Annotated in this window: 23 protein-coding genes and 1 pseudogene; 9 read left to right on the forward strand and 15 right to left on the reverse strand. The window is 41.5% G+C overall.

Annotated elements, in window-relative coordinates; genetic code table 11:
- Window positions 1-7: 7 nt before the first annotated feature.
- The 3 genes from ACQY1Y_RS19310 to ACQY1Y_RS19320 all read right to left on the reverse strand — a co-directional run bounded on the left by ACQY1Y_RS19310 (window position 8) and on the right by ACQY1Y_RS19320 (window position 1,114).
- The gene (locus ACQY1Y_RS19310; protein WP_287743092.1) at window positions 8-304 is read right to left on the reverse strand and encodes a polyhydroxyalkanoate biosynthesis repressor PhaR; all 297 of its coding nucleotides are present in this window, start codon (window positions 302-304) and stop codon (window positions 8-10) included.
- Between the two features lie 112 nt (window positions 305-416).
- A complete protein-coding gene (locus tag ACQY1Y_RS19315) occupies window positions 417-725 on the reverse strand; it encodes a DUF4164 family protein (RefSeq protein ID WP_002760170.1) in 309 nt (102 codons plus the stop codon).
- Window positions 726-838: 113 nt separating this feature from the next.
- The gene (locus ACQY1Y_RS19320) at window positions 839-1,114 is read right to left on the reverse strand and encodes a polyhydroxyalkanoate biosynthesis repressor PhaR (RefSeq protein WP_430013373.1); all 276 of its coding nucleotides are present in this window, start codon (window positions 1,112-1,114) and stop codon (window positions 839-841) included.
- Window positions 1,115-1,482: 368 nt separating this feature from the next.
- Here ACQY1Y_RS19320 and alr point away from each other — a divergent pair, with 368 nt between their 5' ends.
- Both alr and ACQY1Y_RS19330 read left to right on the forward strand, forming a co-directional pair.
- Window positions 1,483-2,679 (forward strand): alanine racemase, encoded by a 1,197-nt coding sequence (gene alr / locus ACQY1Y_RS19325; RefSeq protein ID WP_430013374.1) that lies wholly within the window; start codon window positions 1,483-1,485, stop codon window positions 2,677-2,679.
- A 213-nt stretch (window positions 2,680-2,892) separates the two neighbouring features.
- A complete protein-coding gene (locus ACQY1Y_RS19330; protein WP_430014698.1) occupies window positions 2,893-4,197 on the forward strand; it encodes a cytochrome P450 in 1,305 nt (434 codons plus the stop codon).
- A 122-nt stretch (window positions 4,198-4,319) separates the two neighbouring features.
- Here ACQY1Y_RS19330 and ACQY1Y_RS19335 read toward each other — a convergent pair whose 3' ends face one another.
- Window positions 4,320-6,311 (reverse strand): ABC1 kinase family protein, encoded by a 1,992-nt coding sequence (locus ACQY1Y_RS19335; RefSeq protein WP_430013375.1) that lies wholly within the window; start codon window positions 6,309-6,311, stop codon window positions 4,320-4,322.
- Window positions 6,312-6,831: 520 nt separating this feature from the next.
- Between ACQY1Y_RS19335 and ACQY1Y_RS19340 the strand changes: the two are divergent.
- Window positions 6,832-7,636, forward strand: a pseudogene (locus ACQY1Y_RS19340) (ISAs1 family transposase); the annotation flags it as partial.
- Window positions 7,637-7,918: 282 nt separating this feature from the next.
- Here ACQY1Y_RS19340 and arsC read toward each other — a convergent pair.
- From arsC to ACQY1Y_RS19360, 4 genes are all read right to left on the reverse strand, one after another.
- Window positions 7,919-8,317: an arsenate reductase, glutathione/glutaredoxin type gene (arsC, locus tag ACQY1Y_RS19345; protein ID WP_430013376.1), complete on the reverse strand. Its 399-nt coding sequence runs from the start codon at window positions 8,315-8,317 to the stop codon at window positions 7,919-7,921.
- A 23-nt stretch (window positions 8,318-8,340) separates the two neighbouring features.
- The gene (arsH, locus tag ACQY1Y_RS19350; protein ID WP_002750383.1) at window positions 8,341-8,988 is read right to left on the reverse strand and encodes an arsenical resistance protein ArsH; all 648 of its coding nucleotides are present in this window, start codon (window positions 8,986-8,988) and stop codon (window positions 8,341-8,343) included.
- Between the two features lie 9 nt (window positions 8,989-8,997).
- Window positions 8,998-10,143, reverse strand: coding sequence for an ACR3 family arsenite efflux transporter (gene arsB / locus ACQY1Y_RS19355; protein WP_002750381.1), 1,146 nt, complete (start codon window positions 10,141-10,143; stop codon window positions 8,998-9,000).
- Window positions 10,144-10,268: 125 nt separating this feature from the next.
- Window positions 10,269-10,607 carry an ArsR/SmtB family transcription factor gene (locus ACQY1Y_RS19360; protein ID WP_002802329.1) on the reverse strand — a complete coding sequence of 113 codons (339 nt, stop codon included), beginning with the start codon at window positions 10,605-10,607 and terminating at the stop codon, window positions 10,269-10,271.
- Between the two features lie 194 nt (window positions 10,608-10,801).
- On the opposite strand from ACQY1Y_RS19360, the gene psb30 reads away from it, so the two are divergent.
- The 4 genes from psb30 (at window position 10,802) to ACQY1Y_RS19380 (ending at window position 16,962) form a co-directional block, all read left to right on the forward strand.
- A complete protein-coding gene (gene psb30, locus ACQY1Y_RS19365; RefSeq protein WP_002736367.1) occupies window positions 10,802-10,921 on the forward strand; it encodes a photosystem II reaction center protein Ycf12/Psb30 in 120 nt (39 codons plus the stop codon).
- Between the two features lie 237 nt (window positions 10,922-11,158).
- Window positions 11,159-13,489, forward strand: coding sequence for an NACHT domain-containing protein (locus tag ACQY1Y_RS19370; protein WP_430013377.1), 2,331 nt, complete (start codon window positions 11,159-11,161; stop codon window positions 13,487-13,489).
- A gap of 10 nt (window positions 13,490-13,499) precedes the next feature.
- Window positions 13,500-14,867: a hypothetical protein gene (locus ACQY1Y_RS19375; RefSeq protein ID WP_430013378.1), complete on the forward strand. Its 1,368-nt coding sequence runs from the start codon at window positions 13,500-13,502 to the stop codon at window positions 14,865-14,867.
- A gap of 538 nt (window positions 14,868-15,405) precedes the next feature.
- On the forward strand, window positions 15,406-16,962 hold the full coding sequence (locus tag ACQY1Y_RS19380) for a M16 family metallopeptidase (RefSeq protein ID WP_430013379.1): 1,557 nt from the start codon (window positions 15,406-15,408) through the stop codon (window positions 16,960-16,962).
- A gap of 265 nt (window positions 16,963-17,227) precedes the next feature.
- Here ACQY1Y_RS19380 and ACQY1Y_RS19385 read toward each other — a convergent pair whose 3' ends face one another.
- Window positions 17,228-17,629, reverse strand: coding sequence for a hypothetical protein (locus ACQY1Y_RS19385; RefSeq protein WP_002735395.1), 402 nt, complete (start codon window positions 17,627-17,629; stop codon window positions 17,228-17,230).
- Between the two features lie 72 nt (window positions 17,630-17,701).
- On the opposite strand from ACQY1Y_RS19385, the gene ACQY1Y_RS19390 reads away from it, so the two are divergent.
- Window positions 17,702-17,983, forward strand: a complete 282-nt coding sequence (locus ACQY1Y_RS19390) for a DUF6439 family protein (protein ID WP_002735085.1) — start codon at window positions 17,702-17,704, stop codon at window positions 17,981-17,983.
- On the opposite strand, the gene ACQY1Y_RS19395 is transcribed toward ACQY1Y_RS19390, so the two are convergent.
- The 4 genes from ACQY1Y_RS19395 to menA form a co-directional block, all read right to left on the reverse strand.
- A complete protein-coding gene (locus tag ACQY1Y_RS19395; protein WP_002735716.1) occupies window positions 17,980-18,381 on the reverse strand; it encodes an ATP-binding protein in 402 nt (133 codons plus the stop codon). The two genes, ACQY1Y_RS19390 and ACQY1Y_RS19395, sit on opposite strands and share 4 nt — an antisense overlap.
- A 344-nt stretch (window positions 18,382-18,725) precedes the next feature.
- A complete protein-coding gene (gene rlmD / locus ACQY1Y_RS19400; RefSeq protein WP_430013380.1) occupies window positions 18,726-20,090 on the reverse strand; it encodes a 23S rRNA (uracil(1939)-C(5))-methyltransferase RlmD in 1,365 nt (454 codons plus the stop codon).
- 82 nt (window positions 20,091-20,172) lie between these two features.
- Window positions 20,173-21,867 (reverse strand): helicase HerA domain-containing protein, encoded by a 1,695-nt coding sequence (locus ACQY1Y_RS19405; RefSeq protein ID WP_002750369.1) that lies wholly within the window; start codon window positions 21,865-21,867, stop codon window positions 20,173-20,175.
- A gap of 173 nt (window positions 21,868-22,040) precedes the next feature.
- Entirely contained in the window at window positions 22,041-22,949 is a 909-nt protein-coding gene (gene menA / locus ACQY1Y_RS19410) for a 2-carboxy-1,4-naphthoquinone phytyltransferase (protein ID WP_430013381.1), read from the reverse strand.
- Window positions 22,950-23,178: 229 nt separating this feature from the next.
- On the opposite strand from menA, the gene ACQY1Y_RS19415 reads away from it, so the two are divergent.
- Entirely contained in the window at window positions 23,179-23,472 is a 294-nt protein-coding gene (locus ACQY1Y_RS19415) for a hypothetical protein (RefSeq protein WP_430013382.1), read from the forward strand.
- Here the strand turns inward: ACQY1Y_RS19415 and hrcA are convergent.
- Both hrcA and ACQY1Y_RS19425 read right to left on the reverse strand, forming a co-directional pair.
- On the reverse strand, window positions 23,459-24,535 hold the full coding sequence (gene hrcA, locus ACQY1Y_RS19420) for a heat-inducible transcriptional repressor HrcA (protein ID WP_430013383.1): 1,077 nt from the start codon (window positions 24,533-24,535) through the stop codon (window positions 23,459-23,461). The two genes, ACQY1Y_RS19415 and hrcA, sit on opposite strands and share 14 nt — an antisense overlap.
- 173 nt (window positions 24,536-24,708) lie before the next feature.
- Window positions 24,709-25,752 (reverse strand): IS630 family transposase, encoded by a 1,044-nt coding sequence (locus ACQY1Y_RS19425; RefSeq protein ID WP_069474877.1) that lies wholly within the window; start codon window positions 25,750-25,752, stop codon window positions 24,709-24,711.
- Window positions 25,753-25,765: the final 13 nt, after the last annotated feature.

A 25,765-nucleotide genomic window follows, 5' to 3' on the forward strand; every position in this document is an offset into this window, starting at 1 on the left:
GGAGAACTCAGATATTGCCGGAAAAAAATACTTTCCAAGCGGCCGTAATAATGGCACTTCCCAAAAGGATAATCAATGTCCAGACCTGATTTTTTTGGGTTCCCTCTACCGATATTAGCCGATTGTCGATGCCTTCGATTTTCCCGTCTAAAACTTTAATATCCCCTTTGAGATCGGCTATTCCTATTTCTACTTTGGTCAAGCGCTCATCAATCTTATCGAATTTTTGACTAACTTCCTTGATACTGTCTTTAATTTCTTTAAGGACGACATCCAGGGAATAAGTGACAGTTTCGTTAGACATTGGCTAAACTCCTATACTGCATCTGGTTGGATATAATTTTATCTTAGTCTAGGCTTTAAGAAAATTTTCTTTCAGGAGCGATTAACTGTAGTCTTGTTGAGAATTAGAGAACTCAGATATTACTGGAAAAAAATACTTTCCAAGCAGCCGTAATAATGGCACTTCCCAAAAGGATAATCAATGTCCAGACCTGATTTTTTTGGGTTCCCTCTACCGATATTAGCCGATTGTCGATGCCTTCGATTTTCTCGTCTAACACTTTAATATCCCCTTTAAGATCAGTTACTCCTATTTCTAGTTTGGTTAACCGATCTTCTACCTTGTCAAATCTTTCGTTAACCCGCTTCTCAAGCGAGTCGATCTTTCCCTCAATCCTTGTGAGGACAGCTTCTAGGGAATAAGTAACAGTTTCGTTAGACATTTGGTAAACTCCTATACTGCATCTGGTTGGATATAATTTTATCTTAAGTCTAGGCTTTAAGAAAATTTTCTTTCAGGAGCGGTTAACTGTAGTCTTGTTGAGAATTAGAGAACTCAGATATTACTGGAAAAAAATACTTTCCAAGCGGCAGTAATAATGGCACTTCCCAAAAGGATAATCAATGTCCAGACCTGATTTTTTTGGGTTCCCTCTACCGATATTAGCCGATTTTCCATGCCTTCGATTTTCTCGTCTAACACTTTAATATCTCCTTTGATATCGGTTAATCCTATTTCTACTTTTGTCAAGCGCTCATCAATCTTATCGATCTTCCCCTCAATCCTTGTGAGGACAGCTTCTAGGGAATAAGTAACAGTTTCGTTAGACATTGGCTAAACTCCTGTACTGCATCCGGTTGGATATAATAATTTTATCTTAGTCTAGGCTTTTTGGCATTCCTTACCCTATAGTTAACTTCACTTCTGTCCAACCACTGAGATAGTGTTAGGTGAAAACTTCGCTACTTTCTTGTCACTGATTACCCGTTACTGTTCATTCTCTACGGAAAAACCCTAACCCCTAACACCGATAACCCTAACTGCCAATTTTTTCGGGAACTTCCTAACATCCCATTCATCTTAAAGCCTAGATTCCGCCTGGAAAAAGGAGGAAATCCAGAGGAGTTTCCGGCTTTTTTCCTAGCCCTCTCGGTTTTCTTTTGGTATAAATTGGGTTATGCGTGCAAAGGAGTGAGCGAGTGACGTTTAGCATCGAACCAAAAATTATCAATCCGCCCAAAAACCGTCATGATTATCAATTGTCGGAAGTAATTCGCTATCGTGCTTGGGTAGAGATTGATCGATCTGCCCTACAACAAAACGTGCGAAAAGTCAAGGCCTTATTAGCCCCAAAAACGGAATTAATGGCGGTAATTAAAGCTGATGCTTACGGACACGGGGCAGTTAAGGTGGCTAACAGCGTTTTAGAAGCTGGGGCGCAATCTTTAGCCATCGCGACTATCGGGGAAGGTATCGAACTACGCGAAGCGGGAATCGTTGCCCCAATTATGATTTTAGGGGCAGTGAACACCCCGGAAGAAGTGGCAGCCTTAGCCCATTGGCAATTGCAACCCACCCTGGTGCAAATCGAACAGGTGCAAATTTTTGCCAGCGTGATGAGACACTTAGAGCAGCGGCTGCCGGTCCATATCAAACTAGATACGGGGATGTCTCGCTTAGGTACACCATGGCAAAACGGCACAAAATTCGTCGAACAGGTTTTAGAGGCTCCTAACCTGAAAATTGCCAGTATATACTCCCATTTTGCCACGGCTGACGATCCCAATCCCGAGATCATGCAGTTACAACGGCAAAGATTCCAACAAGCGATCGCCGAGTTAAGATCAAAAGGTTATCATCCCCCCTGTCTGCATTTAGCCAACTCTGCCGCTACCCTAAGCGATCGATCTCTGCACTACGATCGAGTTAGAGTCGGATTAGCTCTCTACGGTCTTTATCCTGCCGATCATCTCACCGATAAAGTCCCTTTGCAACCCGTCCTGCAAGTAAAAGCGCGCATTGCCCAAGTCAAAACCATTGCCGCTGGCTCCGGAGTGAGTTATGGTCATCAGTACATAGCGGCAAAAGACACCCGTATTGCTGTGGTCGGTATCGGTTACGCCGATGGAATTCCCCGCAATCTCTCCAATCGTTTAAAAGTATCCCTGAGAGGACGTTTAGTACCCCAAATCGGCGCGATAACCATGGATCAGTTAATGATTGACGTGAGCGAGATTCCAGAGGTAAAAACAGGGGAAATCGTCACACTTATCGGTAAAGATGGCCCGCAGTGCATCACCGCCGACGATTGGGCGCGGGATTTAGGTACGATATCCTGGGAAATTCTCTGCGGGTTTAAGCATCGTTTGCCGCGAATTACTATTAGCAACGGCTAATTATGGCAGCGATCTTAAAAAATGTCAATTGGCGGCAATTCTTGTTGTTGACTGACTGGTGAGATGTGTAATTAATTTTGCTTAGGTACTTACCGTTGTTAAGTGCGATCGCTAATTGTCCAGCTAGATAAGGGGATGAATTCGCCGGTGCTTTAGGTTAGAATAAACAGGGTTAATCGACGGCAAATGATTAGTTTTACCCTAGAGGCAGCGATGACTATAAGCAACGATTTACCCTTACCCCCCGGCAGTTTCGGATTACCCCTATTAGGAGAAACAATCGCTTTTTTAACCGATGGGGATTTTGCCAGTAAACGTCATAATAAATATGGTCAACTTTTCCGTACTCATATTTTTGGCAGTCCCACGATAATTTTATCCGGTGCCGAAGCTAACCGGTTTCTCCTCAGCAACGAGAATAAATACTTTGCGGCAACTTGGCCTAAAAGCACCAAAACTCTCCTAGGCAGCGCATCTTTAGCGGTGCATACAGGAGATGTCCACGCTTCCCGTCGTCGCTTAATCTATCAAGCTTTTCAACCCCGGTCCCTAGCAAGTTATATCCCTACGGTAGAAACAATTACCGCTCACTATTTAGAGCGTTGGCAAACCGCAAAAACCCTGTCATGGTATCCTGAATTAAGAAACTATACCCTCGATATCGCCTGTAAATTATTTGTCGGTCTTGACCAGGGTTCTGCTACCAAATTAGGAGAAGCTTTTGATACTTTTTCTGCGGGACTATTTACCCTTCCCCTTCCCCTTCCTTGGACAGCTTTCGGCAAAGCATTACGCTGTCGAGAAGAATTACTGCAAGCGCTCGAAACTATCATTTTAGAAAGACAAAAAAATGATAACCCTGGCCAGGATGCTCTTGCTATCCTTTTACAAGCTAAAGACGAAAACGGTCAAAGTTTATCCCTAGCGGAATTAAAGGATCAAGTGCTATTATTACTCTTTGCTGGTCATGAAACTTTAACCTCTGCTATCGCCACTTTCTGCCTACAAATGGCACTGCATCCCGATATTTTTCAGCTTGTCCTTGAGGAAATAACTAATTTTGATCTATCCACTCCTTTAAGCGTTGATACCCTCAAACAGATGACCTATTTAGATCGCGTTTTAAAGGAAGTTTTACGTTTTACTCCCCCCGTGGGAGGAGGATTCCGTCGGGTAATAGAAGACTGTCAATTTAACGGTTATCATTTGCCGAAAGGATGGATAGTGCAGTATCAAATCAGCAATACCCATAAAGATAATAATATTTATTCCCATCCTGAAACCTTTGATCCCGATCGCTTTTTAGCCGAAGAAAAACCCTACGGATATATCCCCTTTGGTGCGGGATTGCGCGAATGTATCGGCAAGGAATTCGCTCGTTTAGAGATGAAAATTTTAGCCGTCCGTTTAGTACAAAAGTATGATTGGCAATTACTCCCTAATCAAGATCTCACCCTCACCACTATCCCCACTCCCCACCCCCGGGACGGTTTACAAGTCACCTTTAAACCCCGTTAACCAGTTAGGATAAAAAAACTTTAAAAACAGTTTAGCGTTTTTCTCGTAGCCGTGAAATTTATTTCACGGCCTTTATTGTCGGAAATGCTCAGATTTTGAGCAGTCGGTGGAACTGACAGAGGTTAATCGGCAGCGGGTAAAGCTTTCGATAATTCTCCATTTTGCCGATGATTTGGTCTATCAAATTCGAGAACTAGGTAACGAATTAAACGCGCTAGGGATTTTTGTAGCAAACCTTCAGCAATTTTTTGTCCCATCTGTTGGGTTTCCGGTTTAGCGATTAGTTTCGTCATCACTGGCACCATAGCCATGGCATCGAATCCTTTTGTTTCCTGTAAAATAATAAAGATGTTGCGAAGATGCTCAAAACTCTTAGCATCACCCAACAATTCTGGGGGAGTTTCTTGTACCGTTAAACCGACCTGTTGCCGGAAATTAACCGTGAGATTAAACCAAGTGCGACGGCCGAAATTATCGAGGGTATTTACTAACTCATTCACTAATTTTTCGCGGATAAATATACCCCTATCTGACAGAAGAAAATCTAATGCTTGTTCGCTGACTTTCTCGAAGTTAAAATCATTAGAATCTTTAGCATTACGCAAGAGATTTTCTAAACGATTCCAGCGAAAAGTACCGTCTTTAAACAATAAATCCCGCAGGGAATCTCGCAACTCCGTGGAAGGATCGGTTAGCAGACGTTTGGCAATATAAGGATAGGCTTTACTCAGTACCTTAAAATTAGGATCGATGCCAATCGCTATTCCCTCTAAAGTCACCATCGAGCGAATAATCAGGGCATAATAGGCAGGAACTCGAAAGGGAAACTCGTACATCATCGCCGACATTTTATCGGTGATACTTTTAAAGTTTAATTCTGCCACACTCGCCCCCAAAGCATTACCGAAAACTTCCGAAAAAGCGGGAATAATTGGCTCTAAATTGGTAGTTGGTGATAGGAAGTCTAGTTTAACATAATCCTTGGCCAGAGACTCAAAATCCCGGTTGACTAAATGCACCACTGCTTCGATTAAACCGTAGCGTTGATAGGGTTCAATATTGCTCATCATGCCGAAATCAAGATAAGCTAATTTACCATCGGGAGTCGCTAATAAATTACCCGGATGGGGATCCGCATGGAAAAATCCGTGTTCAAGTAATTGACGCAAAGAACACTGCACCCCCACATTAACTAAGTAGGTGGCATCAATACCTTGCGCTTGAATTTCTTTGATATTAGTTAATTTTGTGCCGTCCACCCACTCCATGGTTAAAACCCGTCGCCCGGTATATTTCCAGTAGATTTTGGGGATGTAAATTTCGGCAATGTGACCATAAAGTTGAGCGAATTTTTCGGCGTTTTGTCCTTCGTGCAGATAATTAATTTCTTCAAAAATACGACCAGCTAATTCGTCGGTAATTGCCACTAAATCGGAGCGAAGTCTTTTAACATTAATTTTCGCCCAACTCGCCAAACTACGCATGATATACACATCTAAAGTTATACAGCGAATCAAATCGGGACGCTGTACTTTAACGGCGACTCTCTCTCCGGTTTTTAATTTACCTTTATAAACTTGTCCTAGGGAAGCGGCCGCTATGGGATTGGGGGATAATTCTGCATAAATTTCTTCAGGAGAATAACCTAATTCTTCTTCGATAAAACGATAGGCGATTTCGTTAGGAAAAGAGGGAATTTGATCCTGGAGAGTGGTTAATTCTTCTAAATATAAAGGCGGTACTAAATCAGGACGGGTAGAGAGAGCTTGACCGATTTTAATATAGGTCGGTCCCAATTTGGTCAACATTTCCCGCAATTGTACAGCCCGTCTAATTTCATTTTTCGGCGATTTTCCCCGCAGTTTATCCCACCAGATACCGATGAGAAAAGATAAAACTGGTAGAGTAATTTCGATTAATCTCCCCACAACGTCTAGAGGTCGCCCACGGTAATAGTCGTTAATAACTTGGGGATTGTAGCGCCAACTCTCGGCCACGTTGTCATCCATGGGGCCGATATCTTCCCGATGCTCTTCGGGAATATGGACGGGCTGCACTTCAACAGTAATCGCTTCTTCGGGTTGCGTCTCTGGGGAGATCATCTGTTCGGACATAGTTCGGTGACGGGGCAGGGTGATTTGTAAACTATTGTAACAAGTATCGGCTTTCTGCCCGATCTTGTTTTTGTCTCCCTAGTTCTAGGTTCAGGTTGGCCGTCAACTTTCCCCGGATGGTTATCGGTGTTTTTGACGATTTCGAGGCTGATACTGCCCTGATTATCCTTAATTGTAGGTGTCAAAAAATAGGGCGGTAATTTGGCTGATTTCTAGGACTTTGTTCAACAATTAGAAGGGTAAGTAGTCGTGCAAAATTAATTTCTTGGTTAGGATAGGCACTCATGCAATAGGCAATAGGCAGAAGCTTTAGGCTCTACCGAAACTGTCATGCAAAACTATCAACAACTCATGCTTGTAAAGCTTGTACAATAGGGCTTTGAGTTTTTATTAGATTGATATTTATCAACTTTAGAGCATTGCTGGACAGAGAGGAAGCTTGGGGAATTTTCTACAGTGTAAGTTCGGAAGAACCAAGCTTTATCAAAATGTGTAATTAATTTTGCTTAGGTACTTAATAATGGGAATTAAATGGCAGAGTTTGTTAAAAATGTTTAATGAATGGGGATTAGAAGAATATGGACAAAGATATGATATAAATTGGCTAGACATAGATAGAAAAAGTCTCAAAAACACCCTAAAGAATCCTAACAATGAACAACAAAATTTTATCATGCTTGTCTCATTGTTTAGTCAAGAAAGTGGATTAGTATTACACTTAAAAAGAGTCGAAAACAAAAAAGGGTCTGAAATCGACGAAGGTTAAGCTATAATTGAGGATTGCTCTTTCCAAAATAAAGTTTTTACTGGGGATGCTTGACACTGTCAGAAAAAAACAATCAGCTTAATAGCCAAGAGTAAAAATGATTATGTTATCACCGTCAAAATAATAGTCATGGACGAAAAATATCAAGAAAAATAGAAGTTTTTAAAGTGAGGAAAAACGAAAGACAAGGGTTTGAAAATCTGCGAAGAATTATTAAAGTAGAAAGAAGGGGTAGTCGCGGGGATAAAACTTATGAAGAAACAGCTTACTATATCAGCGGTCACTGAGCCTGTCGAAGTGTAGCCTAACCGAATCCGCTCAAGTATTTGCTAAAATTATTCGAGGATATTGGAAAATAGAAAATCAGTTACATTGGGTAAAAGATGTAATTTTTGAGGAAGATAAAAGCGAGATCAGTGATTTTCAAGCGGCAAGCAATTGGTCAATTCTCACAACTATAGGATTGAATCTTTTCAGAGGTTTGGGTTTTCTCTCAATCACGGAGGGACAGAAGTGGTTAGCTGAACGTTGGGAAAAACTGATAGTTTTATCGACGTAAGAAGCAGAAAAATTAGCTAAATTAACAGGATGTACTCTCAGACAACTTCAAGAGAGATAGGCTTTTAGTGGCTTGAGAACAAGTTTTATCAATTTATTCATAATAAATATTGGCAGAGGATTAAAGATTAGTTATTGTAACTAACTCTTTTGATTAGAAAAAGATAAACTTGAGAATCTTAAGTTAAATTTATTGACTCAAAATCAGCTGTACTTAATTTAAATGAATCAACCCTACCTTAATCCCCCCTTGATAAGGGGGGTGTCTGACAACTTTTAACAACTACCTACTTAACTGCTCGATTAATCCGATAACTTTAGCCTTAATTTCATCGCGAACTCGGCGAAAAGTTTCCATGGGTTGACCATCGGGATCATCAATTAACCAATCCTCGAAAATTTCCTGTAAAACCCATCCTTCCGGCAGATTGACACCGCAACCACATAGGGAGATAACGGCATCGTAATCTTCAGGATTAAAATCCCTAATTGGTTTAGAAGTTTGGTCGGTAATATCGATACCAATTTCCCCCATAACTTCGATTGCTCTGGGGTGGACTTTGGCCGCTTCTAATCCGGAACTGGTGACAGCAATTTTACCCGTGCCTAAAGTTTTAGCGAAACCTTCGGCGATTTGGGAACGACAGGAATTTTTTCTACAGGCAAACATAACTTTTTTCATGATTTTAACTCCTAGAAATTGATTTAATTAATAGCTTTATGGGCAATTGTGGCTATTTCTTGGGCGGCTTTTTCTTTCCTTTCACTATAGCGATCAGTCAGATAATCTACCTGATCTCGCAGGAGAATGGTAAACTTATAAAGTTCCTCCATTACATCAATAACTCGATCTCGATAGGGGGAATCTTTCATCGTGCCATCCTCGTTAAACTCCTGATAAGCTTTAGCCACCGAAGACTGATTAGGAATAGTAAACATTCGCATCCAACGACCAAGAATTCGCAGAGTATTAACCGCATTAAAAGATTGGGAACCTCCGCTTACTTGCATGACTGCTAAAGTGCGGCCTTGGGTAGGTCTAACCGCACCAATACTCAAGGGAATCCAATCAATTTGGTTTTTGATAATGCCACTAATATTACCGTGAAGTTCAGGAGATGACCAGACTTGACCCTCAGACCATTGACTTAATTCTCGTAATTCTTGCACCTTGGCATGAGTATCGGGAACACTGCCATAAATCGGCAATTCACGGGGATCAAAAAAGCGCACTTCTGCCCCATATTCAGTGATAATTCTGGCAGCTTCTTCTGCTAATAAACGACTGTAGGAACGTGGCCGTAAAGAGCCATACAGAAAAAGAATTCTTGGTTTGTGAGTCGATTGGATCATGGTGAATAATTATTTGTAAGGACTCAAGCAACGAGGATCGAGAAGGGTGGCTTTTTCTGGATCTCTGGGAAACCAAAAGGCGGTTTTTTTACAGAATTCTACCAACATTAACATCACAGGTACTTCAATCAATACCCCCACTACTGTTGCTAAAGCGGCCCCCGAATTCAATCCGAATAACATCACCGCAGTGGCGATCGCGACCTCAAAATGATTACTAGCACCAATTAAAGCAGCGGGAGCCGCATCTTCGTAAACTAAATTGAGTTTGAGAGCGGCCACATAACTAAGTAAAAAAATCAGATTAGTTTGAATAAAGAGGGGAATAGCAATCAGGAAAATATGCAGGGGATTACTAACGATTAAATCGCCTTTGAAAGCAAAGAGGAGGATTAAGGTTAACAATAAGGCAGTGATTGCCACAGGACTGAGATAGTGAAGAAAACGCGATTCAAACCAGGCCCGTCCTTTATGTTTAAAAATCCAGTGACGGCTATAGATACCGGCAATAAGCGGTAAACCAACGTAGATTAACACAGAAAAAACAATGGTCTGCCAGGGGACTACAAAATTATTAGCTGCCAGTAACCATTTACCTAGAGGAGCGTAGAGAAAAAGCATCGCTAGGGAATTGACTGCTACCATAATTAGGGTATGACCCTGGTTACTGTAGGAAAGATAGCCCCACATCAAGACCATGGCCGTACAGGGAGCAATTCCTAGTAAAATAGCTCCAGCAGTGTAGGAACTAGCTAAACTTACCGTCTGTCCTCGGATAATCTCCGTTTGACTCAACCAAGGCAGAAACAGCCAGCCGAGAAAAAATTGAGCCAGCGCCACCATGGTAAAGGGTTTGATCAGCCAATTAACCACTAAAGTTAAAATAACTGGTTTGGGAGTACGGGCAGCCCGGAGAGCCTGAGAAAAGTCGATCTTAACCATGATCGGATACATCATGAAGAAAAGACAGATGGCGATCGGAATAGAAACGTTATAGATACTCATGGCATCTAAAGTCCGCGCTACGTCTGGAAATAACCGACCGAGGGCAATTCCCGCCAAAATACAGAAAATAACCCAAAGGGTAAGATATTTTTCAAAAACACTAAGGCTACCGCCAGCTTTGGCGGCTTTAGGATTGATTTGATTAGTCATCGCACAAAGGTGGAAAGGGAATAATGGGAGATTGGGTAATCCACCTTTATTATTTCAAAAAAAGTTGATATGTCAAGAGGAAAAGCTAGTTATAAAGCTTTAATATTTCTAAAAATCTTGATTGGTTACTGATTTTCCTCGCAGAAACGAGCGGGGACAAGGGCGGCAAAACGACGATATTCGGATAGATATTCTTCTAGGAGAAGAAATTGAGATAGATTTAGGCTGTAGTAGATCCAACGACCCTCTTGACGACTGCGGACTAAATTAGCTTCTTTTAGCGTTTTTAGGTGAAAAGATAATTTAGATTGGGCGATATCGAGATGATCGCGCAATTCACAGACGCATAATTCCTGATGTCGCAACAGTTGCAAAATTTGCAGCCGTAGGGGATCCGAGAGTGCCTGAAAACCAGTATAAATTTGGGTTAACGAGTCGGGAGATGTGGCCAGAGAGTTGAACATTGAGATGGTCCCTCGGTGGGAAGGAAATAGGAAAGCGGGAAAATTCAGAATTGCAACAAAACTTTATGTATTTTTGTATCGAATCAGGAAAACCAGCGAATCATCCCCTGTATGATAGACAATGGTTTTGACCAGAGACAATGGTTTTGACCAGATTAGCCTTTTAAATCATTGTAAACAGGTTAGGAGACATCATGGAATTATTTGCGGCTCTCAATTTAGAACCCATTTTTCAACTCACCTTCGTGGCGCTAATCATGTTAGCTGGCCCCTTTGTCATTTTCCTACTAGCTTTTCGTGGTGGCGACCTATAAAAATCGCCTCCCACCCATTGTTATTCGTGCTTTTTTTGACTTCTCTCCTCTTTAGGGAGAGATTTTTTGTCTAAAAGTCAGGAGTCAGTTATCAGTCATCAGTTATCAGATGTGAGTTTTCAGTTATCATACTAAATCTGGTTATTAAAAACTGATTATTTATTCCCCCTCGTGCATGAGTGCCTCTCCTTATATGTAGCCTATACTGTATAAATCAGTGTTATATTGGTAGCCAGGATGTGGGAAAAAGGCAAAGAAACGGTACAGACAATGAAGTTTATTCACTGGAAAAAGCAGCAGTTATTGATGATTTTTGTCCTAGCGCTGGCAATTTCAGTCGCGTGGGGGACAATTTTGCCTGTTTTTACTCAAAAGCTTCCTGCACCTAATCCCTGTAACCAACTTAGGGGAGATATTCAAAATCGGGCAAAACAAGATGCAAAAGCTGACCAGTGGAATTTTTTCAATACTGATAAAAAGAAAAAGACAATTGGTGATATTTTAAATTTGTATAAAGAGGCAAATTCTCAAGCTTCTTGTTTTCCACAGGATGAATTATGGGATATCTATGAACAACAATATGATAGTAATAAATATCCTGCCTGGATACCTGTGCTTGTTATTCTTGTTTTGGGTGGTATTTTGGGGACTGTTATTAGTGATACCTTAAAAAAATGGCTCAATCAGTCTTTAGATGCGATTAGTAAATGGATTTATAAAACCTTTGCTGGAACACCATTATTTGAAAATATTGCTCTTAAAAAGTATCGACAAGCATTAATTGATAAATATCAAAAACTTAATATACCTTTTCGTCCTCATCGTCCCCTAGAAATGCGGGAGATTTATGTTTCTTTAAAAGCTTTTAAAGCGAGCGATCGCTCTTTGATTGAAGCAGAAAATGCGGTGCAAAAATACCGCCGCTTAGTGGTTAAAGGTGCGCCTGGTTCGGGAAAGTCGATGTTATTAAAGTATCTAGCACTTTCCTATTCAGAAGGACGATTCAAAAATTTATCCGATCGTCCCGTGCCAATTTTACTAGAATTGAACCGCCTTAATGAGGCTAATTTGACAGTAGAAAAGTTAGAACAACATTTAGTAGAAGTTTGCGATCGCCATAATTTTCCCAAAGCTAATCGTTTCATCTCTCAAGGTTTAAAAGACGGACGTTTGCTGCTGCTTTTAGATGGGTTAGATGAGGTTAGTAGTGGCGTTCGCTCTTCTGTTGTTCGGTGTCTTAAGGACTTTTTAGAATTAGAAAATTATAAAAAATGTCGAGTAATTATTACCTGTCGGACGGCTGTTTATCATAATGAGTTTGTCGATAATACCAAGGAAACTTTAGAGATTGACGAATTTAGTGATCAACAAATGCGCCGCTTTTTGCAAGCTTGGAAGTCGGAAATGCCGCCGGATAAGTCAGTAGAACAATTGATTCAAAACTTGCGAGCTAAACCGAAAATTATGGCACTGGCGCGGAATCCCCTACTGTTAACAATCATCGCCTATCTCTATACGGATACTCCCTTTGTTTTACCTCATTCGCGGGCCGAATTTTACACTAAAGCTACTGATGTTTTATTAGAATTGCGCGATCAAGAAAGAAATATCCCTAATCAATATAGTGGTGTCAACAAGCGGCGAGTTCTGCAACATTTAGCACTCTATGCTCAGGATAGCGCTAATCGACAACAGCAAGATCGCCGCAGTCTTCTTGATTCTGAAGTATGGGAACAAGTTAAACAAGTCTTACCTTCATTAAATCTAGAGCCTAAAGAGGCTAATTCTATCGTTGATGAAATCGTCAAACGCAGTGGAATATTGCTTCGCATTGATGGCGGACAGCGTTATCGTTTTCCTCATCTCACTCTACAAGAATATTTCGTAGCAGCAGCTTTAACAGACAAACAAGATGAATTAATTCAAAAATGGCAAAATGCTTCTAGCGACTGGCTAGAAATTGTCAAGTTATGGTGTGGATTGGCAAACAATAGTACGGATTTAATTACGGCGGTATATCAACAAGATGCACTGACAGCATTTGAATGTCTAGCAGATGCTCAAGAAGTAAAACCAGAAGTTGCTCAGGAGATTATAGATTATTTTAAAACACAATTGAGAACCGATGAATCAATTTGTAGTGCTTTTGGCTCAGTAGCGGCTGATTTTCGTCCTAGAGGGAAAGCATTATTTGATTTTTTAGTTGCTAGTTTAGATAATTCAGACAGCCAAAAAGCAGCGGCTCAAGCCTTATCCGCCACTAATTTGCCTCAAGCAGTAGAAAAATTAGTTATTTACTATGATCCCAATCAACCCCATTTTATAGAAGTGCGAGAAGCCTTAATCAGAATGGGAGGTTTAGCAGTTAATCAACTAGAATCTTTAGCTCGAAAAGGCTCTATAGAAGCAATGGATGATTTAGTTAAAATTGCCATACCAGAAGCGGCTGAGGCACTTGAAAGATTGCAGGAAGATCCGAACTTAAGCGGAAAAGTAAGTTTTCGACTTGCAGCACTGTTGAAGGAGTTAGAAGATAGTCAAGCTGAACGCAATCGCACTCTATCATGAAGGAAAACTAATGCTATTCAGATTCATTCGCCGACTAAAAAATCGAGCCGTTAAACAAAAGCGCCAGCCACAAGAGGTAATCGAAACGGACTTAAGTTGGATTTGGCAACCTTTTGAAAATTCAAGCAATTTTCAGTTCTCTGCTACTGTCAAGAAAGTTGCTGCTGCAATTATTGAAAGCTCTGCTGATGATATTCCCACAATCACTCTTGAAGTCGATCCTCGGTTAGTCATTCCTTTATGTGCGATTCAGTTACAAGATGAAATTAATCTGACTCAATTAAGTTATTTAAAAAATGAATTAGAATCAGTTTCAATTAAAAATTTAGCTGCTAAAATAGAGTTTGTTGATCGAGTGTTAAGTAAAATCACTCCAAAGCAGCGTTGGTTATATTTATTTAATAGTCTGACACCTGAATTACAATTTGCCTTACTGTTTCGCTTAATCAACTACCGCCTACCCACAAGAAACGACTGGCGCAATCTTTTTAAAAAAATAGAATACGAGTTTAAAAAAGGCCGAGAATATCTAATTGTTATAACTGTTGTCTTCTTGCTTTCTCTTGGATCTGTAATTGAAATATTTGCCATTATGCTGAATCAGCCAAAAAGTTGGGTTAATGGCTTGATGGCAATCACAATTGTTGTTGTCCTGTATTTTTTAATAGTTTTATGGCGAGAAATTATAGCCGAAGAAGATAAATCAGAGCCAACTTTATTGATGCAATTGGGCTTACTGGGACCCTTGACGTTTTGTCAGGAATGGTATCGGCTATTCAGAAAAAACCTAGTTTGGGAAGGGGTGACAGCTTTGTATGAGGCTACGGGTGTGGTTGTGGATGTGGCTCTGGTTGTGGTTATGGCTGTGGCTGTGGCTGTGGCTGTGGTTATGGTTGTGTGTGCTACATTTCTGCTTATGTCTGTGGTGGCTATTTTTCTGGCCGCGCCTCTGAATCTGGATACGGTTGTATTTCTAGCTTTTCGATCTGTGTTTTTGTGGGCGGGGGTTACGGCTGTGGCTGGGGTTATGGCTGTGGCTGGGATTATGGCTGAGACTGGGGCTGAGACTGGGGCTGTGGTTGCGGCTGCTGTTGGAGCTATCGGCTCGGGCTTGGGAATTTGGTATCGGGCTAAAGAAAAAACAGATTTAGGATGGGTGCGATTCTTGTCGATATTAGCTTTTCCCTGGTTTTGTTGGTTGCCCATTGTATTTGGGTTTACCTCTTTTGCTCTGTATCATCGCCTATCTTGGGAATGGCGATCAATATCCCTATTTTGGCTAGTTATCTTCGGATTTTGTACTGTCCTTTGGGTGCGAGGTAAAGAATTAGAAGAAAAAGCCCGCAACCCCCTCAGAGGCATTTTAGATGGGCAGTGATAGTCCCCCAAACAGTAATAAACTTGACGATGTTATAGAAATTCTTCTACTGTTGAGATACAGTAAACAATGAAATGACAACTGATAAGGGACTTGCGCTTTGATAATGTACCTTTTGGGCGAACGCAGTTCGCCCCTACATTGTGGGCAAAATCCGTTACTGTAGGGGCGCAAAGCTTGCGCCCTCCGATCGATTGGGATATTATTCCCACGCAAGTCCCTAAGCTGTTCGTAATTTAAATTGCTTGTTGAGACGAGGCAAAAGGCAAGAGGCAAAAGGCAACAGTAAAGGGATTGGGGGAGGTTCAGCTAATCTAAGAATAAGCGGTTTAAATGCGTCTTAGCTTAACTGTTTACTGATTACTGTTTACTGAAAAGCCCCCATTGCCACTTCCCCACTTCCCCACTTCCCCACTTCCCAATTCATAATTTATAATTCATAATTCATAATTCCCACTCCCCCTCTCCTAACAATCGACTGCTAAGATCGAACAGAGCGATCGATCTCTCGCTCCCACGATACCTGATAAAACTATCTATGATCATTAAAAATAACCCCCATTATCGGGCTGTAATCGGCTTTTGGGTGGCTTTCCTTGTGTTTTGGAGTTTTGGGAGTTTCTCACCCCTTCTTGCCCAAGCGAAAGAGCAACCAGCCGATGTACAATCGATTACCCCCTACCTTAAGCAATTTCAACAAAAAATTACCGAATTTCGCCTGGACAACGGACTAAAATTCATTATCCTAGAAAATCGCGATGCCCCAGTTATTTCCTTTGTCACCTATGCGGATGTGGGAGGTGCCGATGAACCGGACGGTAAAACAGGAGTTGCCCACTTTTTGGAACATTTAGCCTTTAAAGGCACAAAAACCATCGGTACTACCGATTATCTTAGCGAGAAAAAAGTCCTCGATCGCCTTGAAGCTATAGACAAAGAACTGCAAGCGGCCAAAAAAGCGGGTAAAAGCGCAGAAGTGGCTAAATTAACGGAAGAATTTCAAAAAACTAAGGCAGAGTCCGAGAAATTCGTCCAACGCAACGAATACGGGCAAATTGTCGAAACTCAGGGAGGAGTCGGTTTAAATGCCACCACTTCCAGCGATGCAACTAGCTATTTTTACAGTTTCCCGTCGAATAAATTGGAATTATGGATGTCTTTGGAATCGGAACGATTTTTAGAACCGGTGTTCCAACGGGAATTTTACAAAGAAAAAGACGTAATTCTGGAAGAAAGACGGATGCGGACGGATAATAGCCCCTTGGGTCTATTAATCGAAGCTTTTCTCGATCAAGCTTATACTGTCCATCCCTACAAACGTCCCGTTATCGGCTACGATCGAGATATTCGCAATCTGGAACCCTCAGATATCCAAAACTTTTTCGATAAATTTTATCCTGCCAGTAATTTAACCATAGCTATCGCCGGGGATGTGGACCCAGAACAGGTCAAACAGTTAGCTAAGGTTTATTTTGGTCGTTTTCCCGCTAAACCGAAACCCCCACAGGTGAAAGTAGTGGAACCGAACCAAACCAAAACCAAGGAAATTACCCTAAAATTAGCCTCGCAGCCTTGGTATTTAGAAGGATACCATCGTCCCGCCCTCAATCATCCCGATCATGCGGTTTACGAGGTTATTGCCACTTTAATGAGTGAAGGAAGAACTTCGCGACTGTATAAAGCTTTAGTGGAGGACAAACAACTTGCCCTCGCTGCCCAGGGATTTAACGGCTTTCCGGGGGATAAATACCCGAATTTGCTGTTATTCTATGCTCTGAGCGCTCCTAATGTCAGCCTAGAGGAAGTAGCGCAGGGTTTAAATTTGGAGTTGGAAAGATTGAAAAATGAACCGGTTTCGGAACAGGAATTAGAACGGGTTAAAAATCAACTACGGGCAGCCCTATTAAGAGGTCTTGATTCTAACATGGGTATGGCGCGATCCTTGATTGAATACGAGGTAAAAACCGGCGATTGGCGTAATTTATTCGCCCAATTAGATGCTTATAATGCTGTCACGGCAGCTGATATTCAACGGGTGGCTAAAGAGACTTTTACCCCGGAAAATCGCACTATTGGCCGAATTTTACCGAAATAGAGAGATGGGGAGATAGGCGATTTTTCAGTGAGCGGTATTAGGTGAGCATTCCCTGAAAAAAAGCTACCTTCTCTCCTCTTCTAGGTTCTGTGTGATAAGTTTAACTTACATGGGATCGATCTTTGTGTCCTTTGTGTCTTTGTGGTTCGTTCCCCCCCCTCGCTAGGAGGAATGTATCTTAGAATACATTTTACCCACCAAATCCAAGAGAACCCCTTCTCTCCTCCCCAGTGCCGTCTTAACAAGTAATTTAGATACCAGTTCATCACCCACTGCAGGATCGCAGAATCCAACCCAGTAAGACTCCAATACCACCAAAGCGGACAATTTGCCAAAAAACTTCCCCCAGCAGTCCGCGACGGATTCCTTCCCAGAATAGGCGCTTTAATTCCCCTTCTTTAAGCAAATTGCTTTCTAAAATTACCTCTAATTCTTGAATCTGTTCGCGAATTTGTACTAATTCCTTTTCTAGTTCAGGTAGGGGATTTTCGCGCCATTGGGGTTCTATTTGGCTAAATTGTGCTTCTAGGTCTTTTTTTTGCTGTTCTGCTTCATTGATCTGTCGATAACGGTCTTTTAGTGATGCGATCGCCGCTTCGACTTCTTCAATCGCTTCGGTAAATTCTGCCGATTCATCGTTAGGGTAGGGGTTTTCTTCTAAGGACATGGACTCGATCCGATTGCCTGCGTCTAAACTATAGTTATAGACGATTTTACGGTTTTACGAAACCTTTTGATTATGATTCCATCCCCTGTCTCTTCCTCCTCTCAGACTGTTGATGATCTATCTACCCTGGAATTGGCGCGGATTTTGGCGGAACGTTTGGCGATCGCACCAATTGACTGGCATCGTCTGAAGGCCAATCGTAATGCTCGGGCTGCTGAACAATTGGGGACGGCTTTGGTGTTTTTATTAGATAATCAGCCAGAAGAAGCACTTCCTCGGCTACAACAGGCTACAGGCTGGCTCGATCGCTCGATTTCTGCTCCTCCCTGTCCTTCTCACGGTCATGGTCATTAATTCAACCAGCGTTCCTGTTTAATTTGTTTAGAAAGTTTTAGTTGGGTTCCTGTTTGATTCCAGTGAACTTGGTCGAAGATTTGATATAACATACACAGTCCTCGGCCATTTTCCGCTTCTTCAGGGGGAAAATTGGGGCAATCGCAACTACAGCCATGATGGTGACAACCTGGCGTAAATCCACCACCTTCGTCGGTAATTACCCAAGAATACTCGTCTTTACTGCTAGAAAATTGAACAACGACGGTTTTGCTGGGATCGAGATGATTACCGTGTTTAGCGGCATTAACTAAAGCTTCCTGCAATCCTAATCTAATTTCTGGTTCTAATTCTTCGGGAATACTAGCGGTCAATAAATCTAAAATCGGACAAAGATACAAGGTGGAAGCGAAACTCATGGTGTTCCAGCTTCGTTTGCTTGTTGGCAGTGAAATAGCAATCACGCGCTTTACCTCTAGCTTTTATTCAATGACTGTTCTCTTGCAGAAAGATTAAGGTCTCTTAACCGTCGATCTAGATGATTGCCATACCTAATGAGTCATATTTTGTCCCTTTTCTGTCTCTGAGATGGATTAGATATTTTTATGATTGATCTACAAACCAATCGAGAATCAAGGCAGCTTTGAGCGAGTAGTTAATCAAAAAAGTAGTTAACTGGAACGGTTCCTAATATGCTATTATCCTTAACCGTTGACTTTTCAGCTATAAACGGCTAAAGGGTCAGGTTTTCCCCCTTATTTCATCATACCATATTTGTGTTTTTTTGTCTAAGAAAAGCAGCGCATTCGACGTGGGGAGTTTGGGGAAAGAAATCGGCGGTTTGCACTTCTAGCAGTTGATAATCGCCTGTTTGACAGAGATATTGCAAGTCTCTGGCTAAAGTTGCACTTTGACAACTGATATAAACAATGCGTTGACTTTGCAGCTGTAACAGGCTATCAAGGACAGAGCGATCGCAACCTTTGCGGGGCGGATCGAGTAGAATAATGTCGGGTTTAACTGTCAGTTGCGGTAAAGTTTTTTCTACGGCCCCTAAAATAAAGGTTGTGTTGGTAATATTATTTAATTGGGCGTTAATCTTGGCTCGATCGAGGGAAAAGCTATAGGATTCTAGTCCAATCACCTCTTTAACCCGTTTAGCGAGGGGTAAAGTAAAAGTACCGATACCACAGTAAGCATCAATAAGAATTTCTTCACCTTTAAGCTCTAATTTCTGGCAAATAAGCGCCAATAAAGCTTCAGCAGCCTCTGTATTAATCTGAAAAAAGGTATCGGCAGCCAATTGATAGGTTAATCCGGCGAACTTTTCGTTAATATAGTCCCTTCCGGCGATAGTTGTGGTCTGAGTGCCAAAAATAGCATTACCTCGATCGGGGTTATAATTCAGGGTTACACCGACTAAATTGCCGTATTTTGCCAGCCATTGCCGCGCTTGGGTTTCAATTCCCTGTAAATTATTATCGGTACTAATCAGGGTTAATAAAATTTCTCCCGTGTGGCGGCCAATTCTTAGGGATAAATGGCGTAATTGTCCTTGATGGGTCTTTTCATCGTAAATTGACCAGCCTTGCTCCTGAATATCCCGTTTTATCTCTTCTAGAAACGGATTTAAAGCCTGATCTTGAATTGGACATTGATTGAGATTAATTAGATGATGGCTGCCGCGACGATAATAACCCGCTTGCACATTGCCGGTGGGGGAAAATCCGAGGGGATAGGTAGCTTTATTGCGATAAGCGAGGGGAGAATTACCAGTGAGGGGAGGATAAACTAAAGGATCGGTAAAACCGCCAATTCTGGTTAATACCTCTTGTACTTGCTCTTTTTTGACCTGCAGCTGAAATTGATCCTCGATGTGTTGCCATTGACAGCCACCACATTTATCGGCAACGATGCAGCGGGGCCGGATACGATGGGAAGAAGCTTGTAGAATAGTTTGTAGTTTGCCGATCGCATGACTTTTTTTGATATAGGTGATGCGAGTTTGAATGCGATCGCCAATAACCGTATCTGGTACAAAAATCACCTGTCCTCGGTATTTTCCCACACCTTCGCCCGTATGGTTGAGGTCGGTAATCTCGATCTCGATTAAATCACCTTGTTGCATAGTTAGGGAAACCAGTTTTCATCTAGGGTTTCTTCTCAGTAAAAATAACCCAACTCTATTCTACAATCAAAAATTAATTTTTCTAAAATCCTAGATCAGCTTTGGCAATTTTGGCCGCCGCTAAAACTTCCTCGTCGGGTAATTCTCGCCAGTCGGTCGCACCTATTTCAGTATAGAATTTTTGATCGTAGGCGCGAGTACGAATTACTACCGGCATAGGGACCGCATGACCTAAAACTAAAGCTTGTTGTTTTGAGTCTAATTTTGCTAAAACTGATCGCAAACTTCCCCCTCCAGAAACCCCAGTAAATATGGCTTCGATGTCCTTTTCATCGTTTAATAAACAGGTGATTCTCGTCCCTACCTGAGACATAACTTCGTTATCAATTCCTGAAGGTCTTTGATCGACAATTAAGAGAGTAACAAAGTATTTTCGCATCTCCCTGGCGATGGTTCCAAAGATAGTTTGATGTACCACAGCAGAATCGAGAAATCGATGAGCTTCTTCAATGGTAATCACTAACTGTTGCGGCCGATCAACGGGGTTTTTAGTTTGTAAAAAATATTCAGCTTTTTTAACATAATTAGCATGAATCCGACGGGTGATCATATTGGTGGCTAACATATAGGAAAGCATATTACTTTGGGAGCCAAATTCAATGACAACGTGCTTACCTGCATCTAAAGCTTGTAAAACCTGATCGATATAATTGTGAGGACAAACACTTCTTAAATATTTCAAACTATCTAGACGCATTAATTTTCTCTGGAGGGACATGATTGATCCCGCATGGCCTTGTTTTTCCGTACAGAAGATTTTAATATCCTCGTTACTCATATTCAATAACTGAGTAATCCAAGATTCTCCATACTCGTTATAGAGAATATTGGCATTATCTAAACTAGCTTCCGAGATGCCTAATTCCCGACCGATTAAACGAATATCCTCGATTTCAATCTGATTATAACTTAAGAATAATTCCTGCGCCCCTCGTACTCCCCGGCGTTTGGTAGAATCGGGATCGAGGGTATAAATTTCTACCTGTCCGGGAAATAATTGACATAATCCTTTCACCGTAGAAACCTCCTTCCCTTCTTTCATCGCTTCCCAACCGTATTCCGAGTGCATATCAAACATGAGGTTAACCCCTGCTTGTTTGCGAATAATACCCGAAATTAAGAGCCTGGTTAAAAAGGATTTTCCCGTCCCGGATTTGCCAAAAACACCGTTACTACGTTCCACAAAGCGATCGAGATTAATACATATTGGCACGTCCATGTCAAGGGGTTGACCAATAGCAAAATTCTTTCTGGTGGGATCATCTTCCCAACCGAAAACCATGCGAAAATCCTGCTCACAAGCTTCATAAACTTGGCTAAAATGCGCGGGAATAGTTTTAACTGGCAGTAATTCTAAATCGGCGCTAGTTTGGGGTTGAAAAGAGCCTAAGGAAGTGTCGGAAACTGCCGGGGAATTACCTCCAGTCGGAGTAAACATGAGCATAGGCGATAGTTCAATAGTACCATAAGTACCGCTACCCGCTAAAACATCGCGCATAAAACTATCATCGGGATGGGGAGGATTCGCGATAATCCGGGGACTAGAGTTACCCAGGGAGACATCGGTGAGGAGACAGAAAAAACGCGAGCGAGTGCCTTGCACAACCAAAAACTTACCGACGCGCATATCCTCCACGGAAATATCCGGATAAAGACGGATTTCTAAACCTTCACTCAGGGAACCTTGAATAACCGATCCGAGGGGCTGTTCACTCATGCTAACCTTGATTTGTGGCGATCTATCTCCCTATTCTGTCACTTTTCCGTTAATCGGTGCAAACTCGATCGGGGACAGTCATCAGTGATCAGTAAACAGTAATCAGTGAACTTAAAACTCAAAACTAATAACTGATAACTGATAAAGGGGTTTAAGAAAAAAAATCGGGTTGATCAACGGGAAGCAAGGAAATAGCCAAGGGAGAAGAGAATGCCACTAAAAAAGTGAAGATTAACCGCTATAAACTTGCAGTTACTGACTAGCTGAGGTTGATCGTGATTTTGGTTAACGTGGTGGACTAATTGCCAAGCGAAAGGGAGACTAAGGAAGATTAAGAGGGTGAGAGGGGGATAAACTTGCAGCAGGACAAAAACTACCGTTAAAACGTAAACGAGAACCGTCACTACGGTTAAAACTTTAGAACCTTTTAAAGTACCTAAACGAGCAATGGGTGATTTTTTACCCGCTTTGAGATCATCGGCAACTTGATGGAAATGGGAACAAAAAAGGATGATAGAAGTGGTAATCCCGATAATAATTGAAGCCGCTAGACTAGGGACAGAAAAAGCACCTGCTTGGGAATAGTAGGCAGCAGCAATCGCCAAGGGTCCAAAAGTAAAGAAACAGATAATTTCCCCTAATCCTTGATAACCGAGACGGAAGGGAGGTCCTTGATAGGTATAGCCCAAAAAACAACAGAGGGCGATTAATTCTAGGATAATCCAATCGCCTCGCCAATAACTAATGGCAAAAATACCAGCAATACCCACTAATAGAAAAAGATTACTGAGCCAGAAAATTAAAGATTTATTGCCAGTTAAATTAACGATCGAATGAGCTTTATTAACATCGATCCCAGTATCGGCATCAAAAACATCATTACTGAGATTTAACCAAGCGAGAATTAAAATAGCTGAGAGGATAAAAGTGGCAAAAATCGGCAGGGAAAATTGACCTGTTTCCTGATAAGCGATCGCTGTTCCCAAAATAATCGGTATAATCGCCACACTATACATTGGTGGTTTCAGGGCTGCTAACCAGAGTTTTTTGGGTGAGGGAGTGGTGATAGTATCGGTGGTCATAGCTGAATAATAATCAGGAAAACTCGATCGCTCTAGGGATAAAAAACGAGGGTTTAAGGTAGAATTATAGCTTTTTGTGCCTCCACTAGAAAAGCGGCATTTCCTATTTGTGATGATAAACAGAAGTTATTAAAAATGGTAGGAGTGCAGGGGATGCGCCCAAAATTTCCTATAGGGTGTTATTCTCTAGACGGTAAACTGAAAATTCCTATAACTTTCCTAGCCACCGATGAGAGCGACCGCTAAAGATGATATTCTTTATATTCACCATGAGGATGTGCCAGTTTATAAAAAAGGCGGTTCGGTGGTGAGAAATAGTTATTTTTGGGCGCTAAAATCGATCGCCTGTGGAGCGCGTCGGGGACAGGATTGGGAGTTCGATGCACAGGTGTGGGTGGCGCTGGTGCGGATGTTGCTCTGTTTTGCCAATTCTGGCTATTTGGGGGATGGTGAGACAATTTTAGAGTTTACTGTCGATTGTCCCATTCCCGAACCTTTACGGGGGATATCTACTTACTTATAGCCTCGCTGAGATAGTTAGCGGTGGATTCCACTAGGGGAATAGTATTTTCGTATAACATTCGCGTCGGTCCGATAATGCCAACACTACCGACGGGAGTATCTCCCTGTTTATAAAAAGCGGAGATAAGAGTACAAGGGCGCATGGATTCCAGAGGATTTTCGGAACCAATGGTGATTTTGACTTTTTTAGCTGATTTTTCTAGTTCTGGTCTTTGTAAAATCAGGGGTAAAAGGCGATCCTGTTCTGCTTCCAATAGATGCAGTAACATTTGTACTTGTTGCCATTGGGCGAATTCTGGCTGTCGAATGACTTCAGCGACACCATGGACGATAATCTCTGGGATGGCAGTGGATTGGAGACTAGCGCTGATTTCTTGGCTTAATTGTCGGAGAAAATGGGTATAACGGGCAAATTCTCGCTCGATTTGCTGCCAATCGAGGTTAATTAAATCTGCCAAGCAATAACCTTTTAATTTTTCCCCGAGAAAATTAGAGAGGATTTGTAATTCTTCTGCTAATCCATCCTCCTTGTCCGTTGCCATAGACTCGGGAATCTCTATCATAACCGAGCGTGTTTGTAAACTATCTGTAACAATAATTAACATGATCTGCCGGTTCGAGACAGGGATTAATTGCAGATGACGCAGGGTATTAGTGAGGGTGTGGGGAAGGGTAACGATAGCGATATAACCGCTTAAACCGGCTAAAAATTGGGTGGCCCGTTGCAGCAGACTTTCGAGACTCCAAGCGGGAGATTTAGCGTTTTTATGCAGATAATAGCCGATTTTTTCGCCGATACGGTCATCGGGAGTCATTAACTCATCGACGTAGAGACGATAACCCCAATCGGAGGGAATGCGTCCGGAGGAAGTGTGGGGTTGATAGAGTAAACCTTCTTTTTCCAGTTTACCGAGAGCATTGCGAATCGTGGCGGAACTAATAGTAAATTTGTACTCCTCTAGCAGAGTTTTCGAGCCAACCGGTTCGGCTGTGGCGATATAATGTTGGATTGTCGCCTTTAAGATATGTTGATAGCGATCGCTGAGATGGGTTCTAGCGGACATAGGGGAATAATCTTAACAAAAGATTTATAACATTTTTCTAGACAGTATAACGCTTATTCAGTTATCAGTTATCAGTAATCATTAGTCAGTCCTCCGTGGGGAGAAAGGGGATAGTTTACCCCTCTCTTTTCCCGATGGGGGCTATAAAAATTAGTAACGGGGAATATTATACTTTAGACGTTCATAATCTGAGATTTATTAAACTTCTGAAATCGTAGAGTCAGCAAGGAATCCAGTTCTTTTTTATGTTTCAGATGGGCATCATTCAGACATTCATAAATGGCTGAAGAAAAGTCAGAAAAGTTTTCATAATATTTACCATGTAAACATTTCTTTTTGACAAATTTCCACAGCCTTTCAATTAAATTTAGATTAGGCGAATAAGACGGCAGATAGAGTAGCTCTATTGACAAAGAAAGAGCCAATTCTTCAACAATTTTACATTTCTGATAGCGGGCATTATCTAAGACTAGAGTGATGGGAATCATTAGTCCTAAAGCAGCTATTTTTTCAAGAAGTTCACAGACTTGAGTTGCCGTAATATAAGTGTCATTAGTAACTAGAATAACTTCATGAGTTATTGCATTTAATGCTCCTAAAACATTGAAGCGTTTACGCCCGCTCGGTGACTTAACAAAAAGTCTCTCAAAACACCAAACAAAACCGAGAAATGCTCCCATGACGAAGTGAGCGGCATCAACAAAAAAAACAGCCCTTTTTCCTTCTTTAGCCTCATTTAGTCTGGGTTCTAGCTTTTTTTCTTTGTAGTCTTCTTGTTCATCTGGGTCAGCTTTAGAAGGAAGAGAACCTATTTTTAAACATTTCATTCCCAAGGATTTTAAGAATTTCCTCACTTGGGTAGGACTTCGTTTTATCCCTGTCAATTCTTCTATTCTATATACAGCTTCATTTATTGTGGCTGGTGGATTTTTCTCGAAATATTTTTTGAGTGTTTCTCTTTGAGACTCTAATTCACTTTTAGGGCGATAGAAGTTGATTTCTTTTAATTTTTCTATTCCGCCCTCTTGATAATCTCGAAGATAGGTTAATAAGGTATTTGGCGAGATTCCTGCTAACTGACAAATTTTTTTGTGCGGTATCTTTTGGCTTTTTAACCAGAGAACTTCCATCTTCAGTTGAACCCGGGGATGAGGATGATGAAATCTTTCATAATACAGTGAGTTCTTTTCTTCTTCCGTGAATTCTAGGTTAATCATGTTTTTAATGAGT

It is taken from the genome of Microcystis ichthyoblabe FBCC-A1114 (assembly GCF_050500245.1).
Classification (GTDB): Bacteria; Cyanobacteriota; Cyanobacteriia; order Cyanobacteriales; family Microcystaceae; genus Microcystis; species Microcystis ichthyoblabe_A.

Bases quoted from the DNA above. Each gene is read 5' to 3' on its own strand.
- ACQY1Y_RS19310 (WP_287743092.1), bottom strand. From the start codon at position 304: ATGTCTAACGAAACTGTCACTTATTCCCTGGATGTCGTCCTTAAAGAA.
- ACQY1Y_RS19315 (WP_002760170.1), bottom strand. From the start codon at position 725: ATGTCTAACGAAACTGTTACTTATTCCCTAGAAGCTGTCCTCACAAGG.
- ACQY1Y_RS19320 (WP_430013373.1), bottom strand. From the start codon at position 1,114: ATGTCTAACGAAACTGTTACTTATTCCCTAGAAGCTGTCCTCACAAGG.
- ACQY1Y_RS19330 (WP_430014698.1), top strand. From the start codon at position 2,893: ATGACTATAAGCAACGATTTACCCTTACCCCCCGGCAGTTTCGGATTA.
- ACQY1Y_RS19335 (WP_430013375.1), bottom strand. From the start codon at position 6,311: ATGTCCGAACAGATGATCTCCCCAGAGACGCAACCCGAAGAAGCGATT.
- arsC (WP_430013376.1), bottom strand. From the start codon at position 8,317: ATGAAAAAAGTTATGTTTGCCTGTAGAAAAAATTCCTGTCGTTCCCAA.
- arsH (WP_002750383.1), bottom strand. From the start codon at position 8,988: ATGATCCAATCGACTCACAAACCAAGAATTCTTTTTCTGTATGGCTCT.
- arsB (WP_002750381.1), bottom strand. From the start codon at position 10,143: ATGACTAATCAAATCAATCCTAAAGCCGCCAAAGCTGGCGGTAGCCTT.
- ACQY1Y_RS19360 (WP_002802329.1), bottom strand. From the start codon at position 10,607: ATGTTCAACTCTCTGGCCACATCTCCCGACTCGTTAACCCAAATTTAT.
- psb30 (WP_002736367.1), top strand. From the start codon at position 10,802: ATGGAATTATTTGCGGCTCTCAATTTAGAACCCATTTTTCAACTCACC.
- ACQY1Y_RS19370 (WP_430013377.1), top strand. From the start codon at position 11,159: ATGTGGGAAAAAGGCAAAGAAACGGTACAGACAATGAAGTTTATTCAC.
- ACQY1Y_RS19375 (WP_430013378.1), top strand. From the start codon at position 13,500: ATGCTATTCAGATTCATTCGCCGACTAAAAAATCGAGCCGTTAAACAA.
- ACQY1Y_RS19380 (WP_430013379.1), top strand. From the start codon at position 15,406: ATGATCATTAAAAATAACCCCCATTATCGGGCTGTAATCGGCTTTTGG.
- ACQY1Y_RS19385 (WP_002735395.1), bottom strand. From the start codon at position 17,629: ATGTCCTTAGAAGAAAACCCCTACCCTAACGATGAATCGGCAGAATTT.
- ACQY1Y_RS19390 (WP_002735085.1), top strand. From the start codon at position 17,702: ATGATTCCATCCCCTGTCTCTTCCTCCTCTCAGACTGTTGATGATCTA.
- ACQY1Y_RS19395 (WP_002735716.1), bottom strand. From the start codon at position 18,381: ATGAGTTTCGCTTCCACCTTGTATCTTTGTCCGATTTTAGATTTATTG.
- rlmD (WP_430013380.1), bottom strand. From the start codon at position 20,090: ATGCAACAAGGTGATTTAATCGAGATCGAGATTACCGACCTCAACCAT.
- ACQY1Y_RS19405 (WP_002750369.1), bottom strand. From the start codon at position 21,867: ATGAGTGAACAGCCCCTCGGATCGGTTATTCAAGGTTCCCTGAGTGAA.
- menA (WP_430013381.1), bottom strand. From the start codon at position 22,949: ATGACCACCGATACTATCACCACTCCCTCACCCAAAAAACTCTGGTTA.
- ACQY1Y_RS19415 (WP_430013382.1), top strand. From the start codon at position 23,179: ATGAGAGCGACCGCTAAAGATGATATTCTTTATATTCACCATGAGGAT.
- hrcA (WP_430013383.1), bottom strand. From the start codon at position 24,535: ATGTCCGCTAGAACCCATCTCAGCGATCGCTATCAACATATCTTAAAG.
- ACQY1Y_RS19425 (WP_069474877.1), bottom strand. From the start codon at position 25,752: ATGATTAACCTAGAATTCACGGAAGAAGAAAAGAACTCACTGTATTAT.